Here is a 26,514-nt window from a genome sequence, read left to right on the forward strand (position 1 = left end):
TTATGAGCATGCAAATCATTAGTCTAGACAGTAAAGCAAATATTCATGAAAGTGTGGGCGAATTTTTTTTAATTTCATCTGCTGATGAAGCCCCTGCTTATGCCGGTTTTGATATTGGTATCATCAAGAAGAGAGCTTATGGTGATAGTACGCTACTAAGCACGCCAAACGATTTTCATGAGACTCGTGGACTGCTATTGACAGCGGACAATGCCATTGATGAGGTGAAAGAAGTGCTAGAAGAGGCACTGGTGAATTTATTTGTTGTGTATGTCTCTGATTTTAAAGATGGGCGTGTATTTAGTCTGGTGCGTCAATTAAGACAGTTAAGCGAACAGGCAGAAATCGTCATTGCAGGCGAATTTGGTCTTGATCAGGCGGCGTATTTTTATAAGTCGGGTGCTAATGCCTTTGCGGTGGCATCAGAGCGTATCAGCACCCTAAAAAATACCCTAAATGACCTAAAAACTGCACATGACGGCATATCTGCTGGTGCTTTGCCGATGTTTCGCTAAGTATTGTTGCCAGTATTGGATTGGCAGCAGATAAAACTGACTGACAAATCCAAGCCTAATAATCATGGTTATTGTGCTTGATGACCTGATCGGCTTGGTTTATTTTTACTTTATAGATACAGCTGACCGAACACAAGACCATCTCTTTTGTTGGGATTTTTAACCATCAAGTTTTGCCAAATGCTTGCTTACCAAGTTTTTGTGTGAAATGACAATGTGATGAGTGCATGATGAATACTTTGCCTTTATTTTTTAATTTAACCCATCAAAGTGTGCTGATTATTGGTGGTGGCGATGTTGCCAAGCGTAAGGCGGACTTGTTGCATAAGGCGGGGGCAAGTTTGGTTGTGTTGGCAAAGCATTTTGATGAATCGTTCTTGGCTTTTTTAAAGATGCATCAGCATACCATCATTCACAAAAGCTATGAAAGTGCAGATTTGCACACCTTGCCAAGACCTGCTGTTATCATCTGTGCCACTGACGATGACAGGCTTAACCATACGGTATATCATGATGCCAAAAGTCTGGGTATTGCCATCAATGTGGTGGACTGCCCAGCTTTATGTGATTTTATTTTTCCTGCCATTGTGGATAGAAGCCCAATTGTCGTTGGTGTCTCTAGCAATGGCAAAGCTCCTGTGTTGGCACGGCTGATTCGAGCTAAGATTGAAAGTCAGTTGCCATCAAACATTGGTAAATTGGCTAAGCTAGCAGGCGAGTTTCGCCAAATCGTCAAAGAAAAACTACCTACCATTACTGAGCGTCGGTATTTTTGGGAAGGAGTGTTTGACCGTGCTTTGTCGGATAAGCAGGTGGGGGTGTTGTCTGATGAACTTGATGATTTTATGAATCATCAACAAAAATCAGGTGAGGTATATATCGTGGGTGCAGGGGCTGGAGATCCAGATTTATTGACCTTTAAAGCACTCCGCCTAATGCAACAAGCAGATGTGGTGCTGTACGATGCACTGGTGTCTGATGAAATTTTGGATTTATGCCGAAGAGATAGCGACAAGATTTTTGTTGGTAAAAAACGCCAAAACCATGCTAAAGCACAAGATGAAATTAATGAGCTGCTTGTATGTTATGCCAAAAAAGGTAAGCGAGTGTTACGCCTAAAAGGTGGCGACCCCTTTGTTTTTGGTCGTGGGGGCGAGGAGGTTCAGGCTTGCCAGACAGCGGGCATCCCTTATCAAGTGGTGAGTGGGATTACGGCAGCATTGGCTGCTAGTAGTTATGCTGGCATTCCTTTGACGCATCGTGGCGTGGCGACTGCGGTACGCTTTTTGACAGGATGTTATCAAACCAATGAACATTTTGGTGGCTTAAAGAGCTTGTATCAAGATGATGAAACGCTAGTATTTTATATGGGGCTTCATGCACTTGAGAAGGTGGTAGGTGGGTTAAGAGCATCAGGCGTATCTTCTGATATGTCAATAGCAATCATCTCAAATGCCAGTTTGCCCACTCAGCAGGTGCTTATTGGCACGCTTGATGATATTATTCAAAAAAATGCACAAGCCAAGATGGCTGCACCTGCCATTATCATCGTAGGGCGTGTGGTGGAGCTGTATCAGCCTAAATAAGACGCTCGTTGCTATGAATTGCCATTAAGCGTGGTTGGTATGGGTGCTCATGATACTTTGGTACTTTGCGGTTGTTGTTATTTTTAAATATCCTAAAGTTGTTGAGATGACTTTTTACAAAAATTAGGCTAAAATAAAAAGTTCAATTATTAATTAGTGTTTAAAATATGACAGATTCTATTGATCGCAACGCTTCTTCTGAGTTGGTTTCACAGACTGCCGAAGAAATTAAAAATGTTGCTGAGACAACCAAAGAGGTAACAACAGCCACCGTTAAAGGGTTGGAAAATAGCACCAATCATGCACTAGAATTTCTAGGTATGCCAATTGATGTCAATACTTTAATAAAAAATAGCATTGATTTGGGCATCAATCTTGTTTTGGCATTATTGATATTCTTTATTGGTAAATGGGTTGGTAAGCGTATCTTGGCGGTGATTAACCGTATGTTAAGCAGGACGCATCTTGACCAAACGGTACTGAATTTTTTAAATAATTTGCTATATGGCGTGATGATTGTAGCCATCATGTTGGCTGCACTAAATAAATTGGGTATCAATACCAACTCATTCGTGGCAGTGCTTGGTGCAGCGGCGGTTGCGATTGGTATGTCCTTAAAGGATCAACTGTCCAACCTAGCAGCCGGTGTGATGATTGTGATTTTTCGTCCTTTTGGGCGTGGCGATGTTGTTGAGGTGGGAGGTAAGTTGGGTACGGTGATTGATATTACCCTAGTTAATACCAGAATCCGAACAGCCAGCAACCATGAGATTATTATCCCAAATGGCGACATCATGACGACTTCTAGTACCAATTTTTCATCATTGCCCAATCGCCGTATTGAGGTATTGGTTGGTATTGGTTATCAAAGCAATATTAAAAAAGCCAAAGAGCTTATGCTACTGACGGCATCAAAGCATGATTTGGTGCTAGGTAATCCAGAACCGTTGGTGCGTGTTACTGCACTTTCTGAAAGTTCGGTGGATTTGACTTTGTATGCATGGACGGAAAATGGCGATTGGTTTGGTGTGCAGTGCGATCTATTGGAGGAAATTAAATATGCCTTTGATGAAGCGGGTGTAGATATTCCATTCCCGAATCGTACATTGCATATTGAAGGATTGCAGGACTTGTCAGAGCTGATTAAACAGCAAGGAATTACTGATGCCAACAATGACAAAACGCCATAATCAGGGTTGTTTTTATTCGTTAAATGTGGCAAGTGATTAGAATCAAGCAAAGTTTTGATTGTAAACCATAAAAAATACCGCAAAGGCATATTTGCGGTATTTTTTATCATAAATAGCACCAATGAGGTAATGCCTATTGGCAAGTAGTTTTTAAGGGCTTGGTATGAATGACTCATACCAAGCCTATGAATTAAAAAATGCGATTCATGCCATTTAATGCTGCCACACGGTAGGCTTCTGCCATTGTTGGGTAGTTGAAGGTGGTACTAAGGAAGTATTCCAAAGTGTGATGGCACTTCATCACCGCCTGACCGATGTGGATAATCTCAGAGGCGTGGTTGCCATAGCAATGAATGCCGAGAATTTCCAAGGTTTCACGATGGAATAGAATTTTTAACACGCCTGAGCGTTCACCGATGATTTGAGCTCTAGCCAAATGCTTAAAGAATGCTTGTCCGACTTCGTACGGTACTTGATCTCGGGTAAGGTCTTCTTCGGTTGCCCCAATACTTGAAATCTCAGGAATGGTATAAATACCTGTCGGTACGCTATCGATGAACTCGGCATATTTATCGCCCACCATAAAACCTGCAGCATTACGCCCTTGGTCGTAGGCGGCAGAGGCTAAAGATGGCCAACCGATGACATCACCTACCGCATAGATGTGCGGTACACTGGTACGATAAGTTTTATCAACTTCTAGCTGACCTCGGTTATTGGCGGTCAGTCCTACAGCTTCTAGGTTTAGGCTATCGGTGTTGCCTGAGCGACCGTTGCACCATAAAATGGCGTCCGACTTAATTTTTTTGCCACTTTTTAGGTGTAGAACAACGCAATCGTCATGTGTTTCTAGGCGATCAATTTCTTCATTATTACGAATGCGTACACCAAATTGACGAAAGTCATGAGAGAGGGCGTCGGAGATTTCGTTGTCAAGATAGCTTAGTAATTGATCTTTATTGTTGATGAGGTCAACCACATAGCCAAGACCTGTAAAGATGGAAGCATACTCACAACCGATGACACCTGCACCGTAAATGATGATTTTGCGGGCAACATAATCCATTTGCAAAATCTTATCAGAATCAAAGACGCGTGGGTGGTCAAAGTCTAAAAAGTCAGGACGATAAGGACGAGATCCGACCGCAATTACCGCCTGATTGAAGGTTAGCGTTTTTTTCGCACCATCTTCAGCGTCTTCAACCTGCAGAGTGTGTGGGTCTAGAAAACTGCCCCAACCTTGAATAATTTCAATGCGATTGCGTTCATAAAATAGGCGATGAGTATTCACTTGACTTAAAATCACTCGGCGAGCTTTGCTAAGCACCTTATTCAATGGGACTTGAAAGTTATCCGTAAATGAGCTAAAGATAGGGTCTCGTCTCATGGAGATGATATTAAAGACGGATTGACGCAGTGCCTTACTAGGAATGGTGCCAACATGAGCACAGTTGCCACCCACTTGTTCACGAGGGTCGATGACAGCAACTTTTAGCCCTGATTTGGCAAGTTTCATTGCTGCTGCTTCACCTGCAGGACCAGCACCTAGTACGATGGCATCGTATTCATAATTGTGTTTTTTATGCTCTTTGATACTTTTTTCTTGATGAAGTTCGATGCGTTGTCCGTCTAGGGGGCTGATGAGTGTTTGATGAATGAGATCAACATCAGTTTGTTCATACATCTGAGTGGTGATATCCTCGGGGGTAATTTTAGGTTCTGTACTGACATTGGATTGGTTTTTTTTACTCATGGGATTCCTTATTGGTTGATTGTCATGTTAATCTTGTGCTAATACAATTAGCCAATGCGTCTTGCCAGACCTGATACCTGTAAAATCCTTGTGGCAATCTCTTCAACGCTCATTTCAGAGACATTAAGATTGGGGATTTTTTGGGCGGTGTAGATGGCTTGAATGGCTCGTTGTTCTTCTTGGCATTGAGCAAGTGACGCATAGCGAGAGCCTGCCTTTCTTTCTTGGCGGATACGCACGAGTCTTTCAGTATCGATGGTAAGTCCAAAGAGCTTATGGCGATATGGCTGTAAAACTTTGGGTAGATTGCTACTGTCCAAATCATCTTCGGTTAAAGGGTAATTGGCGGCACGAATGCCAAATTGTAAGGCGAGATATAGGCTAGTTGGTGTCTTACCAGAACGAGACAGCCCCACCAAGATAATGTCTGCTCCATCGTAGTGAGTGGTTCTTGCTCCATCATCATTATCTAGGGCGAAATGTACCGCATCAATACGAGCTTTATAATCCTCACTGTCTACCTGTCCATGTGCAATGCCTGCGTGTGGGTCAGGATTTTCGCCAATCTCATTGGCAATACGAGTAATCAGTCCTTCATAGATATCAAGGTTTGTGGCGTCTGCCCCATTGATGACGCTACGAATATCATCGCTGACGATGGTGTCAAAGACCAGTGGTTTTAGTCCTGATAGGCGGTGCGATTCATTGATGCGTTTGACCGCATCGTGTGCAAGTTCGGTGCTATTAACATAAGGAATGATTTTGATGTCAAATTTGACATTGCCAAACTGGCTTAATAAAGAACGCCCAAGTGTTTCGGCGGTAATGGCGGTGCCATCAGAGATAAAAAATGCACTGCGAAGTGGTGTATAATCCTTGGTTTCTTTGGTCTGATGGTCTAACTGGCTAGGTGTGGGGGTGTGAATGTACATGGCTATCCTTATTGTCGTGCCACAGATAAATGCTTGAAATTATAACATAAAAACAGATGTTTTTGTAGGATAAAATTCTGCTAAGTAAACCGACTTGCCAATCACTGTCTTTGAAATTTTTATTGAAACCTAACACACTCACAAGCATATTTTATAAATAAATATCTATATTTTTTTGTAAAATATATTGTATTTTTTATTGAGTATTGGGTCATTTATCGTTATAATTTGGGAAATTCTTAGTATAGTATTAGGGTGTTTTTATGGCACAAGTTATTCCATTTAGCCAACTTGGCAAGGATGATGTTGAGATTGTTGGTGGTAAGAATGCATCGCTTGGTGAGATGATTAGTAATTTGGCAAATGTTGGTGTATCTGTACCAAATGGCTTTGCTACGACTGCTGACGCATTTAACCGTTTTTTAAACGAAACAGGTCTTTTGGATAAAATTAATGCTGAATTAAAAGGCTTGGATGTTGATGATGTTGAAAAACTGGCTGAAGTCGGTGCTAAGGTGCGTGATTGGGTCATCGCTCAAGACTTACCAAAAGATCTAGAAGATGAGATTCGCCGTACCTATGATGAGCTGACAGGTGGTCAAGATGTTGCGGTGGCGGTGCGTTCATCAGCTACAGCAGAAGATTTGCCTGATGCATCTTTTGCAGGACAGCAAGAGACTTTCTTGAATATTCGTGGCATTGATAATGTATTGATTGCCATCAAAGAAGTTTTTGCTAGCTTGTATAATGACCGTGCCATCGCCTATCGTGTACATAAAGGCTTTGAGCATGCAGGCGTGGCATTATCAGCAGGGGTTCAGCGAATGGTACGCTCGGAAACTGGCACCTCTGGCGTGATGTTCACTCTAGACACCGAGAGTGGCTTTAATGAAGTGGTGTTTATTACAGCAAGCTATGGTCTTGGTGAGATGGTTGTCCAAGGGGCAGTAAACCCTGATGAATTTTATCTGTCAAAAGCGCTACTTGCTCAAAACCGCCCTGCGGTGGTTCGTCGTAATTTAGGCTCAAAACACATCAAGATGGTCTATGGTGATGAGGGTAGTACCAAGCGTTCAACTAAGATTGTTGATGTAGAAAAGGCAGACCGTCAGCAGTTTGCTTTATCAACCGATGAACTGACCGCTCTTGCCAAGCAAGCACTGATTATTGAGAAGCACTACGGCTGTCCTATGGATATTGAATGGGCAAAAGATGGTGATACAGGCGAACTATTTATCGTGCAGGCACGCCCAGAGACAGTGAAATCTCGCCAAGACAAAACAAGCATGGAGCGTTATGTCATCAACTCCAAAGGGGCAAAAGTGCTGTGTGAGGGTCGCTCTATCGGTCAGCGTATCGGTTCTGGAAAAGTGCGTATCGTTAGCAATCTCAATGAGATGAGTAAGGTTGAAGAAGGTGATGTGCTGGTGTCTGACATGACCGACCCAGATTGGGAGCCGGTGATGAAGCGAGCGTCTGCCATCATTACCAATCGTGGCGGCCGTACTTGTCATGCCGCCATCATCGCTCGTGAGCTTGGCGTACCTGCCATTGTTGGCTGTGGTAATGCCACCGAGCTTTTAACAGATGGTCAGGCGGTTACTGTATCATGTGCTGAGGGCGATACAGGATTTATTTATGATGGCAGGCTTGATTTTGAAGTGCAAAAAAACTCCATCGCTACCATGCCAGAGCTTGCCTTTAAAGTCATGATGAATGTCGGCAATCCAGACCGTGCGTTTGATTTTGCTCAGATTCCTAATGAGGGCGTGGGCTTGGCACGACTAGAATTCATCATCAACCGCATGATTGGTGTGCACCCAAAAGCCTTATTAAATGTAGATAGCTTGCCCCAAGAAACTCAATTGCAAGTCTTTGAGCGTATGGCAGGCTATAACTCGCCTGTGGAATTTTACATCAATAAGCTGATTGAGGGTATTTCTACTCTTGCGGTAGCGTTTTATGATAAGCCTGTGATTGTGCGTATGAGTGATTTTAAATCCAATGAATACGCCAACTTGATCGGTGGTAAACTCTACGAGCCACACGAAGAAAATCCAATGCTTGGTTTCCGTGGGGCAAGTCGCTATATTTCGGATAATTTCCGTGATTGCTTTGAGCTTGAATGCCGTGCGTTAAAATATGTGCGTGAGGAGATGGGCTTGACGAATGTCAAAATCATGATTCCGTTTGTACGCACCACCACAGAAGCAGCCCAAGTGATTGAGCTACTAGAAAAAAATGGCTTAAAGCGTGGTCAAAACGGTCTTGAGATTATCATGATGTGCGAGTTGCCGACCAATGCTTTGCTTGCTGATGAGTTTTTGGAGTATTTTGATGGTTTTTCCATCGGTTCAAATGACTTAACTCAGCTTACACTTGGTCTTGATCGTGATAGTGGCATTGTTTCGCACCTGTTTGATGAGCGAGACCTTGCGGTCAAAAAACTGCTTAGTATGGCGATTGAAGCGTGTCGCAAACAAGGCAAATATGTCGGCATTTGCGGTCAAGGACCTTCAGATCACCCAGATCTTGCTCGCTGGTTGATGGAGCAGGGCATTGATTCGGTATCCCTAAACCCTGATAGCGTACTTGATACTTGGTTATTTTTAGCAAAGGATAAGTAATTAAAAATTTGTTGTTTTCCTGCAAGTCTTGTTTTTGTTGCAAAAATAGGGCTTGCAGGATTTTTTATACAATACAATAAATTTTTGTTGACTTTATAACTATGTTATGATACAAGTATTGGAACCATTCTTAGCTTAATGGAGTTTTTTACGGTTGAAGTTAAAAAATTGGAATTGGTTGTTCATCACGATACTAGAAATGTCATTGCTTTCTCTTCTGTAAAAGATTTGTTTAGAAAACTGGGTCTGAATGAACAAAACTTTGATCCAAGTCTATCTAAAAATCTATATCTGTTTTATCCCACTGATATGGTTGTAAAATCTAATTTTTATCAGTGCAATCTTAGTTTGACAGAAAAAATTCCTTTGGAGCAAAGAATTCGTTATAGAACCAAAAATGTTTTGGATTCGGTATACGCTAAGATTATTGACTATATCAACAAAAACATTGATGGAGAAAAATTATCTGTCTATGTTGTATGCAACTCTTATTTGGATGAATTTAGCCAGAGGTTTTTTGAGATGGCTCAAAAATTTGGCGGTTGGGAGGTTTCCTGTAAAATTCAGCATAATTACTCTTTAAATTCAGATAAAAATCAAAATAATGATGAAAATTTATATAATAAATTAAGTACACTAAAATCCAATGGAAAAAGTGATTTTGATAAGGGTTTGTATGATGATTTAATTAATATCTCACTTGAATATTTAAATGCTGGCGATGCTTTGACTGCAAAAAATATCTGTAATTTTGTTAAGAATTTTTATAGCGATTCTGATTTATGGAATACTCTTTCTATATCTGAACAAATGCTAAGAAATCCAATAATGTCTGAATATTATTTAGATTTAATATTAAATAACAATAATATTGAAAAATACAAAAATGGTTCTAGATATTCTAAGGCTATGCTATATGCTAGAGTACACAGTAAAGAACTTCAAAGTATAGAAAAGTCAGAGTCTTTATTGAATCAAGCCTATAATGAAATTACAAGCTCTGATGAGTATCTAAATAATGTTCCAAATGCAATTTTTTCAGCTTTATTTAATCGTAATGGGTATGCTTTGATTTTATTTCGAAATAATAAAATAGAAGAGGCAAAAAATTTAATGATAGATTGTATTGCTCAAATTGACAATATATCAATCATTGATGGAGAAGAAAAATTAGAATTGTATCGTTCTGTTTTGGTGTACAATTTGGCTCAATGTTATGAAAGGCTTGGCGATTATAATAATGCCATCATCTCTTTAAATAAACTTTTGGATAAAGATAAGTTAATGGATACTTATTATTTGGATTTGGTAAGAGTTTATGGTTATTTAAATGATATAGATTCTGCGATTTTTAGTTGCAGACAGACAACATTAATCAACCCTTACAGTCATCAAAACTGGGCAACCCTTGCTTATTGGCAATTACAAAAAACATTGTATTTAGATTCAGCATTTAACTATTATTATGCTTATAAATTGTGTCTTGATCCTAAAAAGTCTTTAATGTATCTAAATGATGCTCTCTACTCAAAAATTTTATCCAAAGAACAAGATTGTTGTCCTGATTTAGAAGCGGTGTTAAAGAATTTTGTAACAAATAAAGAATTATTTGGCTTTGATGAAAGTGAGGTTGTAAAGTCTTTTAGTTTATTGGCGGAAACAGAGTTGTGTAAAGGTAATCAGAAGCAAGCTCTTGATTATTTATCATTAGCACTGGTTAAATTTCCCAATAATAACATTTTAAAACAAAACTATGAATTTTTAAGTTCTTTATATTTTGAATAAAACACGGCTAAATGATGTAGAGTCGATTTAGCCGTGTTTCTACATCTTTTGCTAAAGCTTACTTCATATGATAAAGTAGATCATGATTGACTTTTTCATTTCTGGCACTTGAATTGCTAGTTGCATAGCAGTCTCCTTTTCAAGTGAGTTGAAATTTTTCAAAATGTCAGATTTTTTCTGACATTTCTTAATATACAATATATTTTTTAAAAAGTCAAGAGTTTTTTATGATTAAAGAAATTTTTTTTGCTAACCCAAATGTAAAGCGGTATGCTTTTTTTATGCTCTTTTTTCAGATGGGTATGGCAATATCACTGGCTTCTATGCCAATTTATTTTAAAAATGAAAACGCCATCTCCGCCTACGGAATGGCATATTCGGTTATGGCGGTAACAGGGGTGTTTTCTTTTGTTTATGGAATGTTTGTAGATAAAATTGGTTTTGCCAAAGCCTTGTTATTTGCTTTATTATTATACGCCCTTGCTTTATCTATGCGGGTATTTACGCACCCAGTCATTGCGGTTATGACGGCAATAATCGCAGGTGTTGGTGCATCTACTGCCATTCTCGCCAATCGCTCTTGGGTTCTACAAATTTCTGAAGACAGTACCCAGAATACCACCAAATTAACCGCAATGCGTTCTATGATTGTCAATATTGCTATGTTGGTTGGGACGGGTCTTGTATCGTTGGCGGTGTATGTATTTGGTTCTATTTATTTTTGGTTATTGTTAATGGCAGGCGGTTTTGTTTTTATGTCAAGTGTGTTTGCTTATCAGAATATTAAGTTTGATAAATTGAAAAAGGTAGCAATTAAGCCGAAAGAAAAAATATCCATAAAAAATATTTTAACCTTATCTACTATTTTGTTTATTTTATCTAATTTTGTTGTTGGTTTTTATGTTGGTTTATTTAAGCCTTACTTGATTTTGATGTTTGTGGAGTATGGTGTTTCCGAATCTAAGTCGGTATTTATTTATCTGATGACGACCGTTATGTCTATTTTGGTAAATATGCTATTATTGAAATATAATAACAAATTTAAAAATATGCCTTTTATTGGATTTTTTGTTGCAATGATGGGTTATATTTTGTCTTTTTTGCTAATGTCTTTTGGCTTGTATTATGGTTTGGCTCTTTGGGTGCTGGTGTTAGCAACTTTGGCGAGAAGTGCATTTACTGGATTATCTTCATCTTTTGAAGAAGTATTAGAATATGAATTTCTTGATAAAGCAACTTTGGCGATGGCTTTGGGTTTTACCCAAACTGCTTTTTTGGCAGGAGATGCTGTTGGTTCATTGGTTACAAGTTTATGGATTGTACCAAAAAATATAGCAGATTATGCCCAGATTTGTTTATATTGTGCAGTATTGGCAGCTGTTCATATGGCGATTATTTTTTTGTTAAAGTTATTGATAAAAAGATAGTATTGGTGTAAGGTGTGTGATGCACCGTCATGACGGAAGGTCATTTCAACTGTTTTTTTGGATTGTCATCACCAAATCAATGTGTGATGAAACAGCATCAATGTTGTTTAAATATGTCATGATGGGTAGGGGTGCAATACATCATTCAAGTCATACCAGCAATCAATTTAACTTGTTATGTTTCATTAATCCTGCACTCATGACATTAAATGAAAAACTAAGAAAACAAATCATCATCAGACGAAATTTGTTCATTGAGAAAATTCACATTCAATTATTGTAACTTGCCACATTTTCGTTTAAAATAAAAAAATTTCATCATGACGACAGTAAAATGAAAATTTTTTTAGCTAGAAATAAAGTTCAAGCAGGTCCATACACTCTCGAAGAGGTCAATATCATGCTTTCATCAGGAGCGGTGGTTCTTGATGATTTGATGTGGCATGCGGGAATGAATGGTTGGCAAAAAATTGGCGATGTTACTGGTGGTCAACTAAGTTACCAGCCAAACACCACCAATTTGCAGTCAGCCAATCAGTCAGCCCAGCCATCAAGTCAGCGTGGTTTTGGCGATAATGTTGAGTTCAAAACACACGCAGATAAGCGTGTGAGTGTTGCTGAATTATATGGCAAAAAAACTGACACCTCTATTACGCCCAATCAGACATCTGTGGTGCGTACTGCCGATAAAGTTGGCTTGACTTATGCAACGCTGAGCAGTCGTTGCTTGGCTTTGGCGGTAAATCTAACCTTATTCATTATTGCATTCTTACCCTTTATTTCTAGTTTGGTTAAGTTAAACCCTGACCAACAAAAAATGACAACAGGTAGCTTTGAAGCTCGTATGGCATATGCCCAGACACTTGCTGAGCAGATTCCAACTCAAGTAGCAACCATGACTCTCCTTATGCTTGGCGGATATTTTTTGATTCAGTTGCTACTTATCACCATGCGTGGGCAATCGTTTGGTAAACTGGTTACCGGCATTCGTGCTGTTGATGAAAAGACTGGCAAACTACCGTCATTTGGTGCTTTGGTAGGTGTTCGCACCATTTTATTGCTGGTAATTTATTGGCTTGCGATGGCACTGCCTTTTAATTTAGCGTTAGTACTGGTTGCGGTGAATTACTTTTTGGCAGCTAAGAGTGATAAAAAGCAAGGCTGGCATGATAGATTGGCAAAAACTGTTATTGTCAAGGCGCATTCTGATCAGCTTAATAAAACCAAAACGCACAACAAATAATCCAAAATCATGGTTGGACGGCATAAAAAATTAAAAACAGTCGTCCAATTTTCAATATGGTTAGTCATGAATACTCAATACACCTCCGACCAACTCACCGCCTTACAAAAAGTCCAGTTGCCCGATGATTGGAAAATGGCGTTATGCGATGTTCTGCTGTCTGCCACTATGGACAATCTGCGTGCATTTTTGCAACATGAATATGCACAGAACAAGACCATCTATCCTTCTAAATCATTGATTTTTAATGCGTTAAATACCACACCTTTATCAAGTGTAAAGGTCGTCATACTGGGGCAAGATCCTTATCATGGGGCGGGGCAGGCGATGGGATTGTCATTTAGTGTTCCCAAAATCATCCCCAAGCCACCAAGCCTGCAAAATATCCTAAAAGAATTGGCGATGGATTTAAATATTCCTGTATCGGCTCATGGCGATCTGACGCACTGGGCAAATCAAGGCGTATTACTGCTTAATGCTACGCTCACCGTTGAAAATGGGCAGGCAGGTTCTCATCAAGGTAGGGGCTGGGAAGAGTTCACCGATGCAGTGATTGATGTCATCAATAAAAAAACCGACCATACGGTATTTATCCTTTGGGGCAGTTATGCCAAGAAAAAGGGGCGGTTTATTGACACCTCTCGCCATTTGATTTTAACCGCCAATCATCCATCCCCTTTATCGGCGAACCGTGGTGGATTTTTTGGTTCTCGTCCGTTTTCGCAGACCAATGATTATCTTGTCAGACACGGCAAAGGGGCGATTGATTGGATGCTACCACAGTAATGGCGTATCGTGGCATTGCATATGACCTTGTGTCTAAAATGGCGTGTGTTTTGCCAAATTTTAGCTCCTTGAAATTTTGGTCGCCTACCGATGTTGTCATGATGAATCAAGCCTTAACCCTTGCCAGATATGGGTCGGAGCGTGGCGAGATACCTGTGGGGGCTGTGGTGGTGCATGACGGGCAGATTTTGGGTGAAGGCTTTAATTGCCCGATTGGTACGCACGACCCAACGCACCATGCCGAAATTGTTGCTTTGCGTCAGGCGTGCAGGCGGGTGCAAAATTATCGCTTGCCGATTGGCAGTACGCTGTATGTTACATTAGAGCCGTGTACCATGTGTTTTGGTTCACTCATTCATGCCCGTGTGAGCCGTGTGGTGTTTGGGGCGTATGAACCAAAAGCAGGGGCGGTGGCAAGCCAGTTAAATCTTGCCAAAGAGCCTTTTTATAATCACACCATCGCCATTCAAGGTGGGCTGTTGGCAAATGAAAGTTCAATGATGTTAAGCCAATTTTTTAAACAAAGACGAGCTGATAAGAAAAAGGCGAGAATTGAAAGCCAAATCAATGAAGGGTGTAAAGTCTAATGACGGATTTTCATCTTACCAGTCATTTTGTAAAAATATTAAAGAGAACTTTTATGACAACCCCAAAAATCATCACCATTGACGGCCCTTCGGGGACAGGTAAAGGCACGGTGGCATATCGTCTTGCCGAGCATTTTGGTTTTGAGTTGTTAGATAGTGGGGCGTTGTATCGCATCATTGGTCTGATGGCATTTAAAAACGGTTTGCTTGACGATACAGAGATTGACGAGCAAAAAGTTGCCAAATTAACCCAGTCTTTAAACCTATCTTTTCGCCCTAATACCACCACAAAAACAGTGGAAATCCTAGTGGATAATACGCCCTTAACGGACGACATTCGCAATGAAATCGTGGGCGGATATGCATCTAGGGTAGCTGTATTGCCAAGCGTGCGAACGGCTTTATTTGACTTACAAAAAAACATGGCAAAAGACAAGGCGGGGCTTGTGGCAGATGGGCGAGACATGGGGACGGTGATTTTCCCCAATGCCCCTGTTAAGGTATTTTTGACCGCAAGTGCTAAGGCTCGTGCTGACAGACGGGTGCTACAATTACAAACAGCAGGCAAAGTGGTGGATTATCATGCGATTTTGGCAGACATCATCGCCCGAGATGAGCGAGATGAAAATCGTGCCGTCGCCCCAAGTCGCCCTGCCATAGATGCCCTTGTGATTGATAGCTCAGACAAATCGGCAGATGTGGTGTTTGATGAGATTTTGGCGTTTGCACAGGGTAAATTATGATAATGCTTACTCCACTTAGCACCACACACCAAGATGAACTGTCTTATGAGTTAAACGATGAACAAATGCAGTTCACCACCCTGCCAAAAGACTGGTTTGATGATGAGCTTGTGGATGCTTATAGGGTGGTGATTTTGAACGATGGCTTGCATCGGGCAGTGGGGTTTTGTGCTAGATTTTGGATAGGACAAATACCGCTACACCGATAATTCTAATGCCGTCCTGCTTCGCTCGATGTCAATAAACCCTGCTTTTCAAGGTATGGGATATGCTAAAAACGCTCTGAATTTCAAGTGCTTATAAGAATTTTGTAAAACGCATATCCCCCTTTGTAATGAGATTGTACTTGGGGTAAATCACGCCAATGCGTCCGCCCAAAGACTTTATGAAAAGGTGGTGGGTTTTATAAGGCAAGTGCGAACCGTTATGGGGCAAAAGGGCAGCAGTGGGTGTATTATCTTAAAATAAATCGCTATCTATTTTAATAAATATCTGATATAATTATTGGGTTTATCATATTTTTGTGTTGCTATTTGAGTCAAAACCAGCACCTCTCAATAGCACACATCACTTGAACCGTACTGTGCTGGACAGGCTACGGCTAATTTTAAGGTATTACTAATGAGTTTATCATTTGCTGAACTGTTTGAACAAAGCAACGCCAACGAAATCAAAGTTGAGATCGGTGCTGTAATTTCTGGTACAGTCGTTGCCATTGACAACGAGCGTATCACTGTTGACACTGGTCTGAAATCAGAAGGCTTTATTGTGCGTTCAGAATTCTTGAACGAAGCTGGCGAACTAGAAGTTGCCATTGGCGATAAAGTTGATGTTGTTGTTGAAAAAGTTGACAACGGTATGGGCGAAACTGTTCTTTCTCGTGAAAAAGCGAAGCGTGAAGAAAGTTGGCGTGCTCTTGAGCAGCTTCATGAAAATGACGAAATCGTTACTGGTCTTATCTCTTCTAAAGTTAAAGGTGGCTTTACTGTTGAGATTGGTTCTGTGCGTGCGTTCCTACCAGGTTCATTGGTAGATGTTCGTCCTGTTCGTGAAACCACTCATCTAGAAGGCAAAGAGCTAGAGTTTAAAGTCATCAAGATTGACAAGCAACGCAACAACATTGTTGTATCTCGCCGTGCCGTTATGGAAGCTGAAAATTCAGCTGAGCGTGATGAGCTACTAGCTAAGCTAGAAGAAGGTATGGAAGTTCAGGGTATCGTTAAGAACCTAACTGACTACGGTGCATTCGTTGATCTAGGTGGCATTGATGGTCTACTGCACATCACTGATATGGCATGGAAACGCATCAAGCATCCATCAGAAGCGGTAGAAGTTGGTCAAGACCTTAAAGTAAAAGTATTGAAGTTTGACCGTGAGCGTAACCGTGTATCTCTAGGTCTAAAACAACTTGGCTCTGATCCTTGGGGAGAAGTTGAGCAAACTTACCCAGTAGGTACCATCACTAAAGCTTGTGTAACTAACCTAACTGACTACGGTTGCTTTGCAGAAATCGCAGAAGGTATTGAAGGTTTGGTGCATGTGTCTGAAATGGATCATACTAATAAAAACATCCACCCATCAAAAGTTGTTCAAGTGGGCGATGAAGTTGATGTTATGGTTCTTGAAATTGATGGTGAGCGTCGTCGCATCAGCTTGGGCATCAAGCAAACCATGCCAAACCCATGGGAAGAGTTTGACAAAAACCATGCCAAAGGTGACAAAATCTCTGGTACCATCAAGTCAATCACTGACTTTGGCTTGTTCATCGGTCTAGAAGGCGGTATTGATGGTCTGGTTCACCTATCAGACATCTCTTGGACTGAGTCTGGCGAAGAAGCTATCCGCAACTATACCAAAGGCGATACTGTAGAAGCTGTTGTTCTACAAGTGGATGCAGAAGCTAACCGTATCAGTCTAGGCATCAAACAGCTTAACTCTGACCCATTCAACGAGTATCTATTGGCTAACGACCGTGGTGCTATCGTAAAAGGTTCGGTTAAAGAAGTAGATGCTAAAGGTGCTGTTATTACTCTAGCTGATGAAGTAGAAGGCTACCTAGCTGCTGCTGACATCGCTCGTGAGCGTACCGAAGATGCTTCTAAAGTACTAAGCGTTGGTGATGAAGTAGAAGCAAAAATCGTTCGTATTGACCGTAAATCTCGTGGCATCACTCTATCTGTGAAAGCCAAAGATGAAGCTGATGAGCGTCAAGCCATCAGAGAGTTATCAAACACTGCAGCGGAGAATCAGCCTAAAACCCTAGGCGATATCTTTGCTAATCAGCTAAAAGGCTAATTTTAGTCCTAGCAATAAAAAAGGGTGACAGTCGTTGCCCTTTTTTATTGCTAATTTTTAGTCATGTACTGTAAATGCTAATTATATATGATGACAGGATGGTGGATTGCCAACTGATTACATAGTTGGGATATTAACGGATTTTTAGTTATGATAAAATATCTAACAAAATAATGAAAACTAACAAAAAATTCATTCACATTTGCCAATTTTTCCGTTATTATTAGCATCTGACGAAAATCTTACTAAAGATTGCATGTTTGTTAAGTAAATTGATGGATGATCCATCAACCAAGGTGGGGTATATGCAACAAGCTCAGCAAGTGATCAATAAATCTGACCTAATCTCAAATTTAGCATCCGCATGCGATGGCATAGAAGAATCAATTGTTGATGAAGCGGTGCGTGAAATTATCGGTCTGATGGTTGATAGCTTATCACATGATGGTCGCATAGAAGTTCGTGGCTTTGGTAGTTTTTGTCTGCATCATCGAGATGCTCGTAATGCCCGAAATCCTCGTACCGGTGAGACGGTCGCTGTTAAGGCGAAAGCCGTGCCATATTTTAAGCCGGGCAAGGCATTAAGAGAAGCGGTGGATGCAATTAACGACTGATTTCATGCATATCATTTTATTTTAAATAGAGAAGTTCCATGCATATTATTTTGATTATTCTTTTGATAGCAGTCTGTGCTTATGCCATTGGCTTGGTGCTGATGAACAATAGTGAAGTTGCGGTGAATTTGATGTTCTCGCATGTACCGACAATGAATCTTGGTTTGTTGTTGGTTGTTACAATTGCACTTGGTATTGTTCTGGGAATGTTGCTTGCTTTGCTTGTTTTCCGTGTACTTCAAAATAAATGGGAAATTAGCCGTCTAAGAAAAGAGCTGAAACTTGCCCAATCACAGCTGACTGAAGCAAATATTAAACTGGCTCAACAAGCTGAAATTCGTCCTGTGGATACTGTGATTATAGAGAATGCAGCACCAAGTACCACACCGGCGTCCAATCTATAAGTTAAGCTCATGGTTAAATCTCCTATTATTGTCGCTGTTGATAAACACGACTTGTCTGGGGCGTTGATGTTGGCAGATGCCTTAGATCCAACGCTATGTCGCCTAAAGGTGGGCAAAGAACTTTTTACGGCTTGTGGCCCAAAGGTGGTGCAAGAATTCCATCAGCGTGGCTTTGAGATTTTTTTGGATTTAAAATTCCATGATATTCCCAATACCATCGCTCAGGCGGTGCTATCAGCTGCCGACTTGGGTGTGTGGATGGTCAATGTACACGCCATGTCAGGTTCAAGGGCAATGGCACTTGCTAAATCACGCCTACAAGCAGGCGACTATCAGACGCTACTGATTGCTGTTACGGTCTTAACCTCAATGGCGAATGAAGAATTGGCAGAGCTTGGCATCGCAGGGGATATGACCTCACAGGTGTTACGATTAGCAACCTTAACCAAAAATGCCGGTTTAGATGGTGTGGTGTGTTCCGCTCAAGAAGCTCGCCTATTAAAGCAGCATTTGGGTGATGATTTTAAACTCATCACCCCTGGTATTCGCCTAGCTAGCGATGCTAAAGACGACCAGCAGCGTATCTGCACACCAAAAGAAGCCTTGAGCTATGGATCGGATTATTTGGTAATTGGTCGTTCTATCACAGGTGCGGATTGTCCTAATGATAAATTACAATTGATTGTAGATGAGTTGTCGGTTATTTAAGCCGTGCCTTATTCAAATAAAAAAGCAATCCGACAAGATTGCTTTTTTGGTTTCGTGTTTAATTAATGACTAAACAGCAACTTAAGAAGCTAGGCGTAGGGGTTACTAATACCCAATCCTTGCAAAATCTCAATCTCAAAACCCTCCATCTCGTCTGCATCCATATCGCTGATTTCATGATCAAAACCTAATAAATGCAAAATACCATGCACAATGAGATGGGTGAGGTGGAATTTAAAAGTTTTATTTTGTTCATTTGCTTCACGCACCACAACATCATGGCAGATGATGAGTTCGCCTAGTGGTATCTCACCCATCATCTCAAAAACATCAGGCGGTAGTTCGCTTGGATAAGACAAGATATTCGTGGCGTAATCTTTGCCACGAGCCTCCAAGTTTAGCATTTTACCTTCAATAGCGTTAGTAATGTAGATGTCTAGCGTCTTGGATTGACGCCAGTAATCCATCGCATCCTCAAAGTAAGCAAAACAAACGCCTTTATTGAGTTTATCGCTCATGATAGATAGTGTGTGGTCTATGACTTGACTTATATATTTCTCATCATAGCGTTGACTGTCGATTTCATCGTGATAATCAATATAGAACAGGGTTTTAGCCATTATTAGGTTCCGCATCATTTTGGTTTTGTACTTCTTGGGTTTTGGCAAGCTCTTTGGTGAGTTGTGCAGCCTTACGCTCAGCTTTAAGCCTTTCTTGTTCATCATCAAAGGCGTCATAGGCCTGAACGATTTTTTGTACCAAATGATGACGCACCACATCTTTGCTGTCAAAGCGAGTGATGTGAATCTCATCAATCTTGGATAAAATATCCAAAGCTTGGGAGAGACCCGACTTGTGCCCACGGGGCAAATCCACTTGTGTCATGTCGCCTGTAATTACCGCACGAGAGCCAAAACCTAGTCGGGTAAGAAACATCTTCATCTGCTCTGGTGTGGTATTTTGTGCTTCATCAAGAATCACAAAGCTATTATTCAGTGTGCGACCACGCATATAAGCAAGGGGGGCTACCTCAATGATTTGTCGCTCAAGTAGCTTGCCTACTTTTTCAAACCCAAGCATTTCATATAAGGCATCATATAGCGGACGCAAATAAGGATCAATCTTTTGGGTTAAATCGCCTGGTAAAAAACCTAATTTTTCGCCCGCTTCAACAGCAGGTCGTACAAGTAAGATTCGCTCAATCTCCCCACGCTCTAGCATATCTACGGCACAAGCCACCGCCAGATAAGTCTTACCTGTGCCAGCAGGACCTACGCCAAATGAGATATCGGAGATAAGGATTTTTTTGACATATTCTTGTTGATTGTAGCCTCTAGGGGTAATTTTACCTTTGCGAGTTCTTAGGCTAATGTCGGCATAAAGAGGCTTTTTGTTTTGGGTGTCTGATTTAACAGCATCTCGTGCCAGACTTGATTGGATAATGAGATGCAACTCTTCACCATCGATGTCATTGTTGGCAATCTTAGCAAGTTTGTTAATAATGAACTCACCACGCTCAACCATGTTAATATCACCTGTTAAGATGAAATTGTTTTGTCGTTGTATGATTTGGATTTCTAGGCGTTCTTGTAGGTATTTTAGATGCTTGTTGTATTCGCCAGCTAAATTGCGTAGCTCGTTAGTATCTAGTGCTAGGGTAAGCGTACGGGTAATGCTCAAGAATTTTTCCTTAATTTTGTCATAAAATATAAAAAGCGATGATGGTCATCTGTGGTTATAATAAGGATTTGTATAGAGATTTTCAAGCTAAAAAACAAAAAAGCCTTTCGTATTGAAAGGCTTTTTTGTTGCTGTTTCTAGCAGAAAATGGCTCCCCAACCTGGGCTCGAACCAGGGACACACGGATTAACAGTCCGATGCTCTACCGACTGAGCTATTGGGGAATATCTAGCAAGTCGCTTAAGATGGTGCGTATTATAACAGGTTTTTTATGCTTGTCAATAAAAAAATGAAATTTTTATCAATTTTTTGGTATTTTTATTAAAAATAAGCAATAAAAATACCAAAGTGCCGCTGCAAAGGGGTTACCATGAACCGTGAAGTTCAAGGCGGAAGGCATCACTATTTATTATGGCTTCCTGATACATCGCAAAGATGCAGGCCTGCTCAACAAAAAATAGTAGTCATGCGTTCCTAAAGTAAGATTATCGGCTCAGGAATACGCTCTGCTGGCGAACACTTCAGTGGGGGTCATTATAACATCTTTTGGTTAATTTTCAAGTTGGCTTTGGCTTATTTGGTGGTTAAGTTGTTGGTTTTTTGGGATAAAAAACCCATAAGAGTGTCTCTTATGGGTAAATGAAGTGATGGTTGGATTAACCAAAAGCAGGACTTCGTCTTGGAATGGCATCCAAAAATTCACCACGAGCTTGGTTGTTGGTGGTGAATTCGCCCAGCATGCTGACCGTGCGAGTGGTGGATTGTTGCTTGCCGACACCACGCATCATCATGCACATATGACTGGCATCCATCACGACCGCCACGCCACGACACCCTGTTAATTCTTCAATGGCAATGGCAACTTGCTTGGTGAGATTTTCTTGAATTTGTAAGCGACGAGCATACATATCAACGATGCGTGCTACTTTGGATAGACCAAGTACCTTGCCATTAGGCAGATAGCCGACATGAGCTACACCATAAAAAGGTAGTAGATGATGCTCACACAAAGAATAAAATTCAATATTTTGCACCAACACTAACTCAGGATTGTCTGATGCAAAGATGGCATCATTAGCAACAACCTTAAGCGACTGATGGTAACCACGAGTTAGGTGGCCAAAAGCCTTGGCTGCACGCATGGGCGTATCTAAGAGTCCTTCTCTGCTTAGGTCTTCGCCGCTACCTTTGATGATATTGGCGTAGTGGTGAGCGATCTGCTCATAATCGGGGATAAAGTTGGTGTTATCGGATTTTGACATGGTCATATGTGGTTTAAGAGAGCTTGAGAAAATTATTAACAATATAGCTTAACTTAAAATCAGATTTTATCAAGTCAAAATAGCAAAAAATAGTAAAAATTTTTAAAAATTAGCAAAAGGTTTGGTTGTAGTTGATGGTGAATGTTAAAAAGCGGTTTTAAATTCGCTAAAAATGTGGTTGTGTTGGTTTGTAAATTGCTTATTTTGTGATAATGACTGGCACAGTTAAGGGGATTGGTGGTACAATTTGTAGTGTTTTTGTATTTTAATATCTAATTTTGGCGTGGAGAGGTGTATGTCAGAGCAACAAAAGCAGATTAAAGTGGGTATTGTCGGTGGTACGGGTTATACAGGCGTGGAGCTGATCCGTCTGCTGTCTTGTCATCCGCTAATAATGATTGCCATGCTAACTTCTCGCACAGAGGTAGGTAGGCAGGTAAGCGAACTATTTCCGAATTTGCGTGGTATTTGTGATATCGCCTTTAGCGATGCTGATGATGAGAAGCTAACTGAATGTGATGTGGTGTTTTTTGCGACACCGCATGGGGTTGCGATGAAGTCGGCACCGTTATTAACAAGTCGTGGGGTAAAAATCATTGATTTGGCAGCGGATTTTCGTTTGCAAGATTTGACCGCTTTTCAGCGGTGGTATGACATGACGCACGACTGTGAAGAGATTTTGAGACAATCGGCTTATGGACTGCCTGAGATTAACCGTCATTTAATTAAAGACGCTCAAGTTGTCGGTAATCCTGGTTGTTATCCGACTACTGCCATCTTGGGTTTGGCTGCCATTATTGCAGAACAAAACCGTCAAAGTACGCCACTGATTGATGAGCATATCATCATTGATGCTAAATCTGGCATCTCTGGTGCAGGGCGTAGTGCTAAGCTGAACTTGATATTTAGTGAGACTTCGGATAATTTTAGTGCGTATGGCGTGTCAGGTCATCGTCATTTGCCAGAGATTGAACAAGGGGTTCATGGGTTGCTTGGTTCAATATTTAACCATAAAATTCGCTTTGTACCGCACTTAGTGCCGATGATTCGTGGTATGTTTAGCACTATTCATCTGACCTTAACCAAGGCAGGACAGCAAGTCGATTGGCAGGCGGTGTTTGAATCAAGATTTAAAGATGAGTTTTTTGTTGATGTATTGCCAAAACAGGTGCTTCCACAGACTCGCCATACTCGTGCATCTAATTTTTTAAAAATTGGCATTCATCAAGATGGAGATATCTTGACAATTATGGTGGTACAGGACAATCTGGTTAAGGGTGCAGCAGGGCAAGCAGTACAAAACATGAATATCATGTTTGGGCTAGATGAAAAACTGGGTTTGGAAGTTGTGCCTGTAACACCATAAAGTAATTTAAGCTGTATTTGAAAATATAAAGTACTATTTTGGAGAGAAAAAGTGAGTATTGAAACTTTGACCTTAAAGGTTTTTGGAATGACTTGTGGTGGCTGTAAAACTTCGGTCAATAATGCATTGGTTGAGCTTGCAGGTGTGCAGGCAGTCGAGGTAAGTTTGCCACTTGAACAGGCGGTTGTTACTTATGATGATGAGCTGATTGATGAGAGTCAAATCATAGAGACCATTGAAGAGATGGGATTTAGCACCACTTAGTGTGTAAGACCTTCAGGCGTCGTGGAGACTCAATCACTGTTTTTGCATGACAAATAAATAAAACATATTTTTCATATCCCTTTTATTAAAAAAGTGCTAGTCAAATAACCATAAATCCTGCTAGCTTCATTGAAAAATATATGACTTTTTATTTTTGTACAAATGCAGAAGTTGGTCACACTTGATGAAATGGATAAAAAACCGAAAAAAGTGATTTTTTCGGTTTTTTTATTGGGTGGTTTGGGTTTATTGGGATATACAATGCGATCATCTAAAGAGCATTAAGATTGCTTGCAGTATGCATGATGCTAGAACGGCTGTGCCTAAATTCGGTATCTATCTAAAAGTATCGTTGAATATTCTTTATTTGTACCCATGTAAGATTAATATGGCAGACAAAAAGATAATAGGTAAAAGCATGAGTACACCCACCCAAGATCCCATTAAGCAAAGATACGCCATCTTAGGCATGACTTGCCAAGCCTGTGCCAACCGCCTAGAGAAGGTATTACATAAAAATCCTGCTGTGGTGTCAGCACAGGTGAATTTTGCCACTGAGACACTCAGTATCACCCATCATCAGGCAGATGCTCAAGAAGTGTTGTCATGGATTAAGAAAGGGGGGTTTGAGGGTAAGCTGATTGATAATGAGCATAACCGAGCAAGTAAACAGGCTGACAATGCGTCAGATTTTCCTTGGTACTTGGTGTTATTGTGGGGGCTGTCTTTGCCTTTTTGGGTGGGTATGGTCGGCATGATGGTGGGCAGTCATTCGCTGATGATACCTGTATGGATGCAGTTTTTGTTGGCAAGTGTGGTACAGTTTGGCTTTGGTTGGCGGTTTTATATGGGGGCGTGGGCGTCGCTTCGTGGCGGTCTTGCCAATATGGATACGCTAGTAGCCTTAGGCACGACAGCGATTTGGGCGTATTCAACCTATCTATGGCTAAGTATGGGGCAACAGTCTCATCATCAAGTTTATTTTGAGGCATCGGTGATGGTGATGGCGTTTGTCAGTCTGGGTAAATACCTAGAGCTACGCACCAAGCAACAAAGCCTAGATAGTATCTCTATGCTGATGAGCTTGGTGCCAACTACCGTCCCTGTGCGACAAGGTGAGCGATGGGTTACGACCAAGATGGCACTTGTCAATGAGAATGATATTCTGCTAGCTCGTATGGGTGATCGCATCGCTGCTGATGGCGAGATGATACTGGGCGAGGGCCTGGTGGATGTGGCACACTTGACAGGGGAGAGTCAGCCCATCTTTAAAAAAGTGGGTGATACAGTGCTAGCAGGAAGTATTGTGCTAGATGGTGGTTTTGAATACCGAGTATCAAAGTTGGGTGAACATACCGCTTTGGGTGATACCATCTTGGCACTTGGTGAAGCTCAAGGAACAAAAGCCAGTATTGCTAGAATGACCGATCGTGTAACAGCGGTGTTTGTGCCTGTCGTGGTGGTGATTGCCATATTGGTCTTTATGATCAATTGGTTGATGTTGGGCGTGTTTGATGAAGCATTGATGCGAGCGGTGGCGGTGTTGGTGATTGCTTGTCCTTGTGCTTTGGGGCTTGCCACGCCTGCTGCCATCATGGCAGGCATGGGAACAGCAGCACGGCATGGGGTGCGTTTTAAGGACGCAGTAAGTTTGGAGGCGGCAGGAGCAGTTGATACAGTTGTCTTTGATAAGACAGGTACGCTGACGGTGGGCGTGCCTAGCATTGCAGCGGTTTATTTGGCTGATGGTGCAAGTTACGATGAGGTATTGATGTTAACAGCAAGCCTTGAGCAATACGCCAATCATCCGCTAGCAAATACACTAGTGAACACTGCTTTACAGCAAAACTTAAGTCTAAAAGAGATTGATAATCCTACCACCATTGTCGGACAGGGCATGATGGGAGAAATGGCGGGCGTGGGTGTGATTAAAGTTGGAGCGCTGGGTTTTGCGGGCTTTGATGGCGATTTTAAGGAGCTAAGTCGGTCGCAAAAAGCGAACATCATCTATCCACACGCTACCTTAATGGATGATGAGCCATCCTTATCCGTCTCTAACCATCATCTCTTTGATAACATTTGGCAAATCGCCACGCAGGTTGCTTTATCGGTTGATGGGCGTGTTTTGGCTGTATTTGCTTTGCTTGATAAACCAAAAGATCATGCCAAAACTGTCATCAATCATCTACAACAAGATGGCATCAATGTCATCATGATGAGTGGCGATCACGATGGTGTGGTGGCACATATCGCAGGTGAGCTTGGTATTGATAACCACTATGGCAAAATGTCACCACGAGACAAGGCAGATGAAATCATCAAATTGCAACAACAAGGCAAACAGGTGGCGATGGTGGGTGATGGTGTGAATGATGCACCAGCGATGGCAGCTGCTCGAGCGAGCTTCTCGGTGCATGATGCGGCAAGTATCGCCAAGCACACGGCTACCGCTGAGATTATTGGTGACTCAGTAACGCACGCCCATCATGCGGTTGTCATCGCAAAAGCTACGCTTGCCATTATTAAGCAAAACTTATTTTTTGCTTTTATTTATAATGCCATTGGTATCGTATTGGCAGGTGTGGGATTGCTTAACCCAATTATTGCAGCGGCGGCAATGGCGTTGAGCTCTATCTCGGTGCTTGCCAATGCTTTGCGTCTAAAGCGATTGAAATTAAATAAGACTTAGAAATCAAGTCTGGTTTGGGCTGTATGAGAGCGAAGTGTTTTTGTGAACTTTTAGATTT

At 41.2% G+C, this 26,514-nt stretch carries 24 protein-coding genes, 1 tRNA gene and 1 other RNA gene; 19 read left to right on the forward strand and 7 right to left on the reverse strand.

Annotation, left to right across the window (positions count from 1 at the left end; translation table 11 throughout):
* Positions 1–2: 2 nt before the first annotated feature.
* The 3 genes from L3D27_RS03550 to L3D27_RS03560 all read left to right on the forward strand — a co-directional run bounded on the left by L3D27_RS03550 (position 3) and on the right by L3D27_RS03560 (position 3,291).
* On the forward strand, positions 3–515 hold the full coding sequence (locus L3D27_RS03550) for a DUF934 domain-containing protein (protein WP_432481562.1): 513 nt from the start codon (positions 3–5) through the stop codon (positions 513–515).
* A 230-nt stretch (positions 516–745) separates the two neighbouring features.
* Positions 746–2,101, forward strand: a complete 1,356-nt coding sequence (gene cysG, locus L3D27_RS03555; RefSeq protein ID WP_432481865.1) for a siroheme synthase CysG — start codon at positions 746–748, stop codon at positions 2,099–2,101.
* Between the two features lie 167 nt (positions 2,102–2,268).
* Positions 2,269–3,291, forward strand: a complete 1,023-nt coding sequence (locus tag L3D27_RS03560) for a mechanosensitive ion channel family protein (RefSeq protein WP_432481563.1) — start codon at positions 2,269–2,271, stop codon at positions 3,289–3,291.
* 190 nt (positions 3,292–3,481) lie between these two features.
* On the opposite strand, the gene sthA is transcribed toward L3D27_RS03560, so the two are convergent.
* Positions 3,482–4,975 (reverse strand): Si-specific NAD(P)(+) transhydrogenase, encoded by a 1,494-nt coding sequence (gene sthA / locus L3D27_RS03565; RefSeq protein WP_432481866.1) that lies wholly within the window; start codon positions 4,973–4,975, stop codon positions 3,482–3,484.
* A gap of 116 nt (positions 4,976–5,091) precedes the next feature.
* Positions 5,092–5,976: a posphoenolpyruvate synthetase regulatory kinase/phosphorylase PpsR gene (ppsR, locus tag L3D27_RS03570; RefSeq protein WP_284674267.1), complete on the reverse strand. Its 885-nt coding sequence runs from the start codon at positions 5,974–5,976 to the stop codon at positions 5,092–5,094.
* Between the two features lie 263 nt (positions 5,977–6,239).
* Between ppsR and ppsA the strand changes: the two genes are divergently transcribed.
* The 13 genes from ppsA (at position 6,240) to pyrF (ending at position 19,195) form a co-directional block, all read left to right on the forward strand.
* On the forward strand, positions 6,240–8,603 hold the full coding sequence (ppsA, locus tag L3D27_RS03575; protein ID WP_284674268.1) for a phosphoenolpyruvate synthase: 2,364 nt from the start codon (positions 6,240–6,242) through the stop codon (positions 8,601–8,603).
* Between the two features lie 138 nt (positions 8,604–8,741).
* Complete coding sequence (locus tag L3D27_RS03580; RefSeq protein ID WP_432481564.1) at positions 8,742–10,388, forward strand: tetratricopeptide repeat protein; 1,647 nt, start codon at positions 8,742–8,744, stop codon at positions 10,386–10,388.
* Positions 10,389–10,711: 323 nt separating this feature from the next.
* Complete coding sequence (locus tag L3D27_RS03585; RefSeq protein WP_432481867.1) at positions 10,712–11,815, forward strand: MFS transporter; 1,104 nt, start codon at positions 10,712–10,714, stop codon at positions 11,813–11,815.
* A gap of 19 nt (positions 11,816–11,834) precedes the next feature.
* Positions 11,835–12,098, forward strand: coding sequence for a hypothetical protein (locus L3D27_RS03590; protein WP_432481565.1), 264 nt, complete (start codon positions 11,835–11,837; stop codon positions 12,096–12,098).
* Positions 12,099–12,149: 51 nt separating this feature from the next.
* Positions 12,150–13,058 (forward strand): RDD family protein, encoded by a 909-nt coding sequence (locus L3D27_RS03595; protein WP_432481566.1) that lies wholly within the window; start codon positions 12,150–12,152, stop codon positions 13,056–13,058.
* 66 nt (positions 13,059–13,124) lie between these two features.
* On the forward strand, positions 13,125–13,844 hold the full coding sequence (gene ung / locus L3D27_RS03600; protein ID WP_432481567.1) for a uracil-DNA glycosylase: 720 nt from the start codon (positions 13,125–13,127) through the stop codon (positions 13,842–13,844).
* Positions 13,826–14,431, forward strand: a complete 606-nt coding sequence (tadA, locus tag L3D27_RS03605; RefSeq protein ID WP_432481568.1) for a tRNA adenosine(34) deaminase TadA — start codon at positions 13,826–13,828, stop codon at positions 14,429–14,431. The genes ung and tadA overlap by 19 nt, the downstream gene beginning before the upstream one ends.
* A 53-nt stretch (positions 14,432–14,484) precedes the next feature.
* Positions 14,485–15,174, forward strand: coding sequence for a (d)CMP kinase (gene cmk / locus L3D27_RS03610; RefSeq protein WP_432481569.1), 690 nt, complete (start codon positions 14,485–14,487; stop codon positions 15,172–15,174).
* Positions 15,171–15,383: a hypothetical protein gene (locus L3D27_RS03615; RefSeq protein WP_432481570.1), complete on the forward strand. Its 213-nt coding sequence runs from the start codon at positions 15,171–15,173 to the stop codon at positions 15,381–15,383. Before cmk ends, L3D27_RS03615 begins: the two co-directional genes overlap by 4 nt.
* Before the next feature lie 412 nt (positions 15,384–15,795).
* Positions 15,796–17,469: a 30S ribosomal protein S1 gene (rpsA, locus tag L3D27_RS03620; RefSeq protein ID WP_373627555.1), complete on the forward strand. Its 1,674-nt coding sequence runs from the start codon at positions 15,796–15,798 to the stop codon at positions 17,467–17,469.
* 305 nt (positions 17,470–17,774) lie between these two features.
* The gene (locus tag L3D27_RS03625) at positions 17,775–18,083 is read left to right on the forward strand and encodes an HU family DNA-binding protein (protein WP_284674279.1); all 309 of its coding nucleotides are present in this window, start codon (positions 17,775–17,777) and stop codon (positions 18,081–18,083) included.
* Between the two features lie 38 nt (positions 18,084–18,121).
* Positions 18,122–18,487 (forward strand): LapA family protein, encoded by a 366-nt coding sequence (locus L3D27_RS03630; RefSeq protein WP_432481571.1) that lies wholly within the window; start codon positions 18,122–18,124, stop codon positions 18,485–18,487.
* A gap of 9 nt (positions 18,488–18,496) precedes the next feature.
* A complete protein-coding gene (gene pyrF / locus L3D27_RS03635; RefSeq protein ID WP_432481572.1) occupies positions 18,497–19,195 on the forward strand; it encodes an orotidine-5'-phosphate decarboxylase in 699 nt (232 codons plus the stop codon).
* An 89-nt stretch (positions 19,196–19,284) separates the two neighbouring features.
* Here the strand turns inward: pyrF and ybeY are convergent, their stop codons facing one another.
* The 5 genes from ybeY to folE all read right to left on the reverse strand — a co-directional run bounded on the left by ybeY (position 19,285) and on the right by folE (position 22,137).
* Complete coding sequence (ybeY, locus tag L3D27_RS03640; protein WP_373627608.1) at positions 19,285–19,713, reverse strand: rRNA maturation RNase YbeY; 429 nt, start codon at positions 19,711–19,713, stop codon at positions 19,285–19,287.
* Positions 19,714–19,807: 94 nt separating this feature from the next.
* A complete protein-coding gene (locus L3D27_RS03645; RefSeq protein ID WP_373627559.1) occupies positions 19,808–20,875 on the reverse strand; it encodes a PhoH family protein in 1,068 nt (355 codons plus the stop codon).
* Between the two features lie 148 nt (positions 20,876–21,023).
* Positions 21,024–21,099, reverse strand: a tRNA-Asn gene (locus tag L3D27_RS03650).
* A gap of 112 nt (positions 21,100–21,211) precedes the next feature.
* Positions 21,212–21,406: non-coding RNA, 6S RNA (gene ssrS, locus L3D27_RS03655), on the reverse strand.
* Positions 21,407–21,531: 125 nt separating this feature from the next.
* Positions 21,532–22,137: a GTP cyclohydrolase I FolE gene (gene folE, locus L3D27_RS03660; RefSeq protein WP_284674572.1), complete on the reverse strand. Its 606-nt coding sequence runs from the start codon at positions 22,135–22,137 to the stop codon at positions 21,532–21,534.
* Between the two features lie 295 nt (positions 22,138–22,432).
* Between folE and argC the strand changes: the two genes are divergently transcribed.
* From argC to L3D27_RS03675, 3 genes are all read left to right on the forward strand, one after another.
* Positions 22,433–23,503, forward strand: a complete 1,071-nt coding sequence (gene argC / locus L3D27_RS03665; RefSeq protein ID WP_432481573.1) for an N-acetyl-gamma-glutamyl-phosphate reductase — start codon at positions 22,433–22,435, stop codon at positions 23,501–23,503.
* A 51-nt stretch (positions 23,504–23,554) separates the two neighbouring features.
* Positions 23,555–23,767, forward strand: coding sequence for a heavy-metal-associated domain-containing protein (locus L3D27_RS03670; RefSeq protein ID WP_284674285.1), 213 nt, complete (start codon positions 23,555–23,557; stop codon positions 23,765–23,767).
* Between the two features lie 418 nt (positions 23,768–24,185).
* Positions 24,186–26,456, forward strand: a complete 2,271-nt coding sequence (locus tag L3D27_RS03675; protein WP_432481574.1) for a heavy metal translocating P-type ATPase — start codon at positions 24,186–24,188, stop codon at positions 26,454–26,456.
* Positions 26,457–26,514: the final 58 nt, after the last annotated feature.

Source organism: Moraxella sp. ZY200743, from assembly GCF_050885545.1.
GTDB lineage: Bacteria > Pseudomonadota > Gammaproteobacteria > Pseudomonadales > Moraxellaceae > Moraxella > Moraxella haemolytica.

Excerpts from the sequence above, each read along its gene's own strand:
- ung (WP_432481567.1), top strand. The coding sequence starts at position 13,125 with ATGAATACTCAATACACCTCCGACCAACTCACCGCCTTACAAAAAGTC.
- pyrF (WP_432481572.1), top strand. The coding sequence starts at position 18,497 with ATGGTTAAATCTCCTATTATTGTCGCTGTTGATAAACACGACTTGTCT.
- rpsA (WP_373627555.1), top strand. The coding sequence starts at position 15,796 with ATGAGTTTATCATTTGCTGAACTGTTTGAACAAAGCAACGCCAACGAA.
- L3D27_RS03615 (WP_432481570.1), top strand. The coding sequence starts at position 15,171 with ATGATAATGCTTACTCCACTTAGCACCACACACCAAGATGAACTGTCT.
- cmk (WP_432481569.1), top strand. The coding sequence starts at position 14,485 with ATGACAACCCCAAAAATCATCACCATTGACGGCCCTTCGGGGACAGGT.
- cysG (WP_432481865.1), top strand. The coding sequence starts at position 746 with ATGAATACTTTGCCTTTATTTTTTAATTTAACCCATCAAAGTGTGCTG.
- L3D27_RS03580 (WP_432481564.1), top strand. The coding sequence starts at position 8,742 with ATGGAGTTTTTTACGGTTGAAGTTAAAAAATTGGAATTGGTTGTTCAT.
- ppsA (WP_284674268.1), top strand. The coding sequence starts at position 6,240 with ATGGCACAAGTTATTCCATTTAGCCAACTTGGCAAGGATGATGTTGAG.
- ppsR (WP_284674267.1), bottom strand. The coding sequence starts at position 5,976 with ATGTACATTCACACCCCCACACCTAGCCAGTTAGACCATCAGACCAAA.
- L3D27_RS03590 (WP_432481565.1), top strand. The coding sequence starts at position 11,835 with ATGCACCGTCATGACGGAAGGTCATTTCAACTGTTTTTTTGGATTGTC.
- L3D27_RS03560 (WP_432481563.1), top strand. The coding sequence starts at position 2,269 with ATGACAGATTCTATTGATCGCAACGCTTCTTCTGAGTTGGTTTCACAG.
- L3D27_RS03625 (WP_284674279.1), top strand. The coding sequence starts at position 17,775 with ATGCAACAAGCTCAGCAAGTGATCAATAAATCTGACCTAATCTCAAAT.
- ybeY (WP_373627608.1), bottom strand. The coding sequence starts at position 19,713 with ATGAGCGATAAACTCAATAAAGGCGTTTGTTTTGCTTACTTTGAGGAT.
- argC (WP_432481573.1), top strand. The coding sequence starts at position 22,433 with ATGTCAGAGCAACAAAAGCAGATTAAAGTGGGTATTGTCGGTGGTACG.
- folE (WP_284674572.1), bottom strand. The coding sequence starts at position 22,137 with ATGTCAAAATCCGATAACACCAACTTTATCCCCGATTATGAGCAGATC.
- L3D27_RS03550 (WP_432481562.1), top strand. The coding sequence starts at position 3 with ATGAGCATGCAAATCATTAGTCTAGACAGTAAAGCAAATATTCATGAA.
- L3D27_RS03585 (WP_432481867.1), top strand. The coding sequence starts at position 10,712 with ATGCCAATTTATTTTAAAAATGAAAACGCCATCTCCGCCTACGGAATG.
- L3D27_RS03630 (WP_432481571.1), top strand. The coding sequence starts at position 18,122 with ATGCATATTATTTTGATTATTCTTTTGATAGCAGTCTGTGCTTATGCC.
- L3D27_RS03675 (WP_432481574.1), top strand. The coding sequence starts at position 24,186 with ATGAGTACACCCACCCAAGATCCCATTAAGCAAAGATACGCCATCTTA.
- L3D27_RS03595 (WP_432481566.1), top strand. The coding sequence starts at position 12,150 with ATGAAAATTTTTTTAGCTAGAAATAAAGTTCAAGCAGGTCCATACACT.
- sthA (WP_432481866.1), bottom strand. The coding sequence starts at position 4,975 with ATGTATGAACAAACTGATGTTGATCTCATTCATCAAACACTCATCAGC.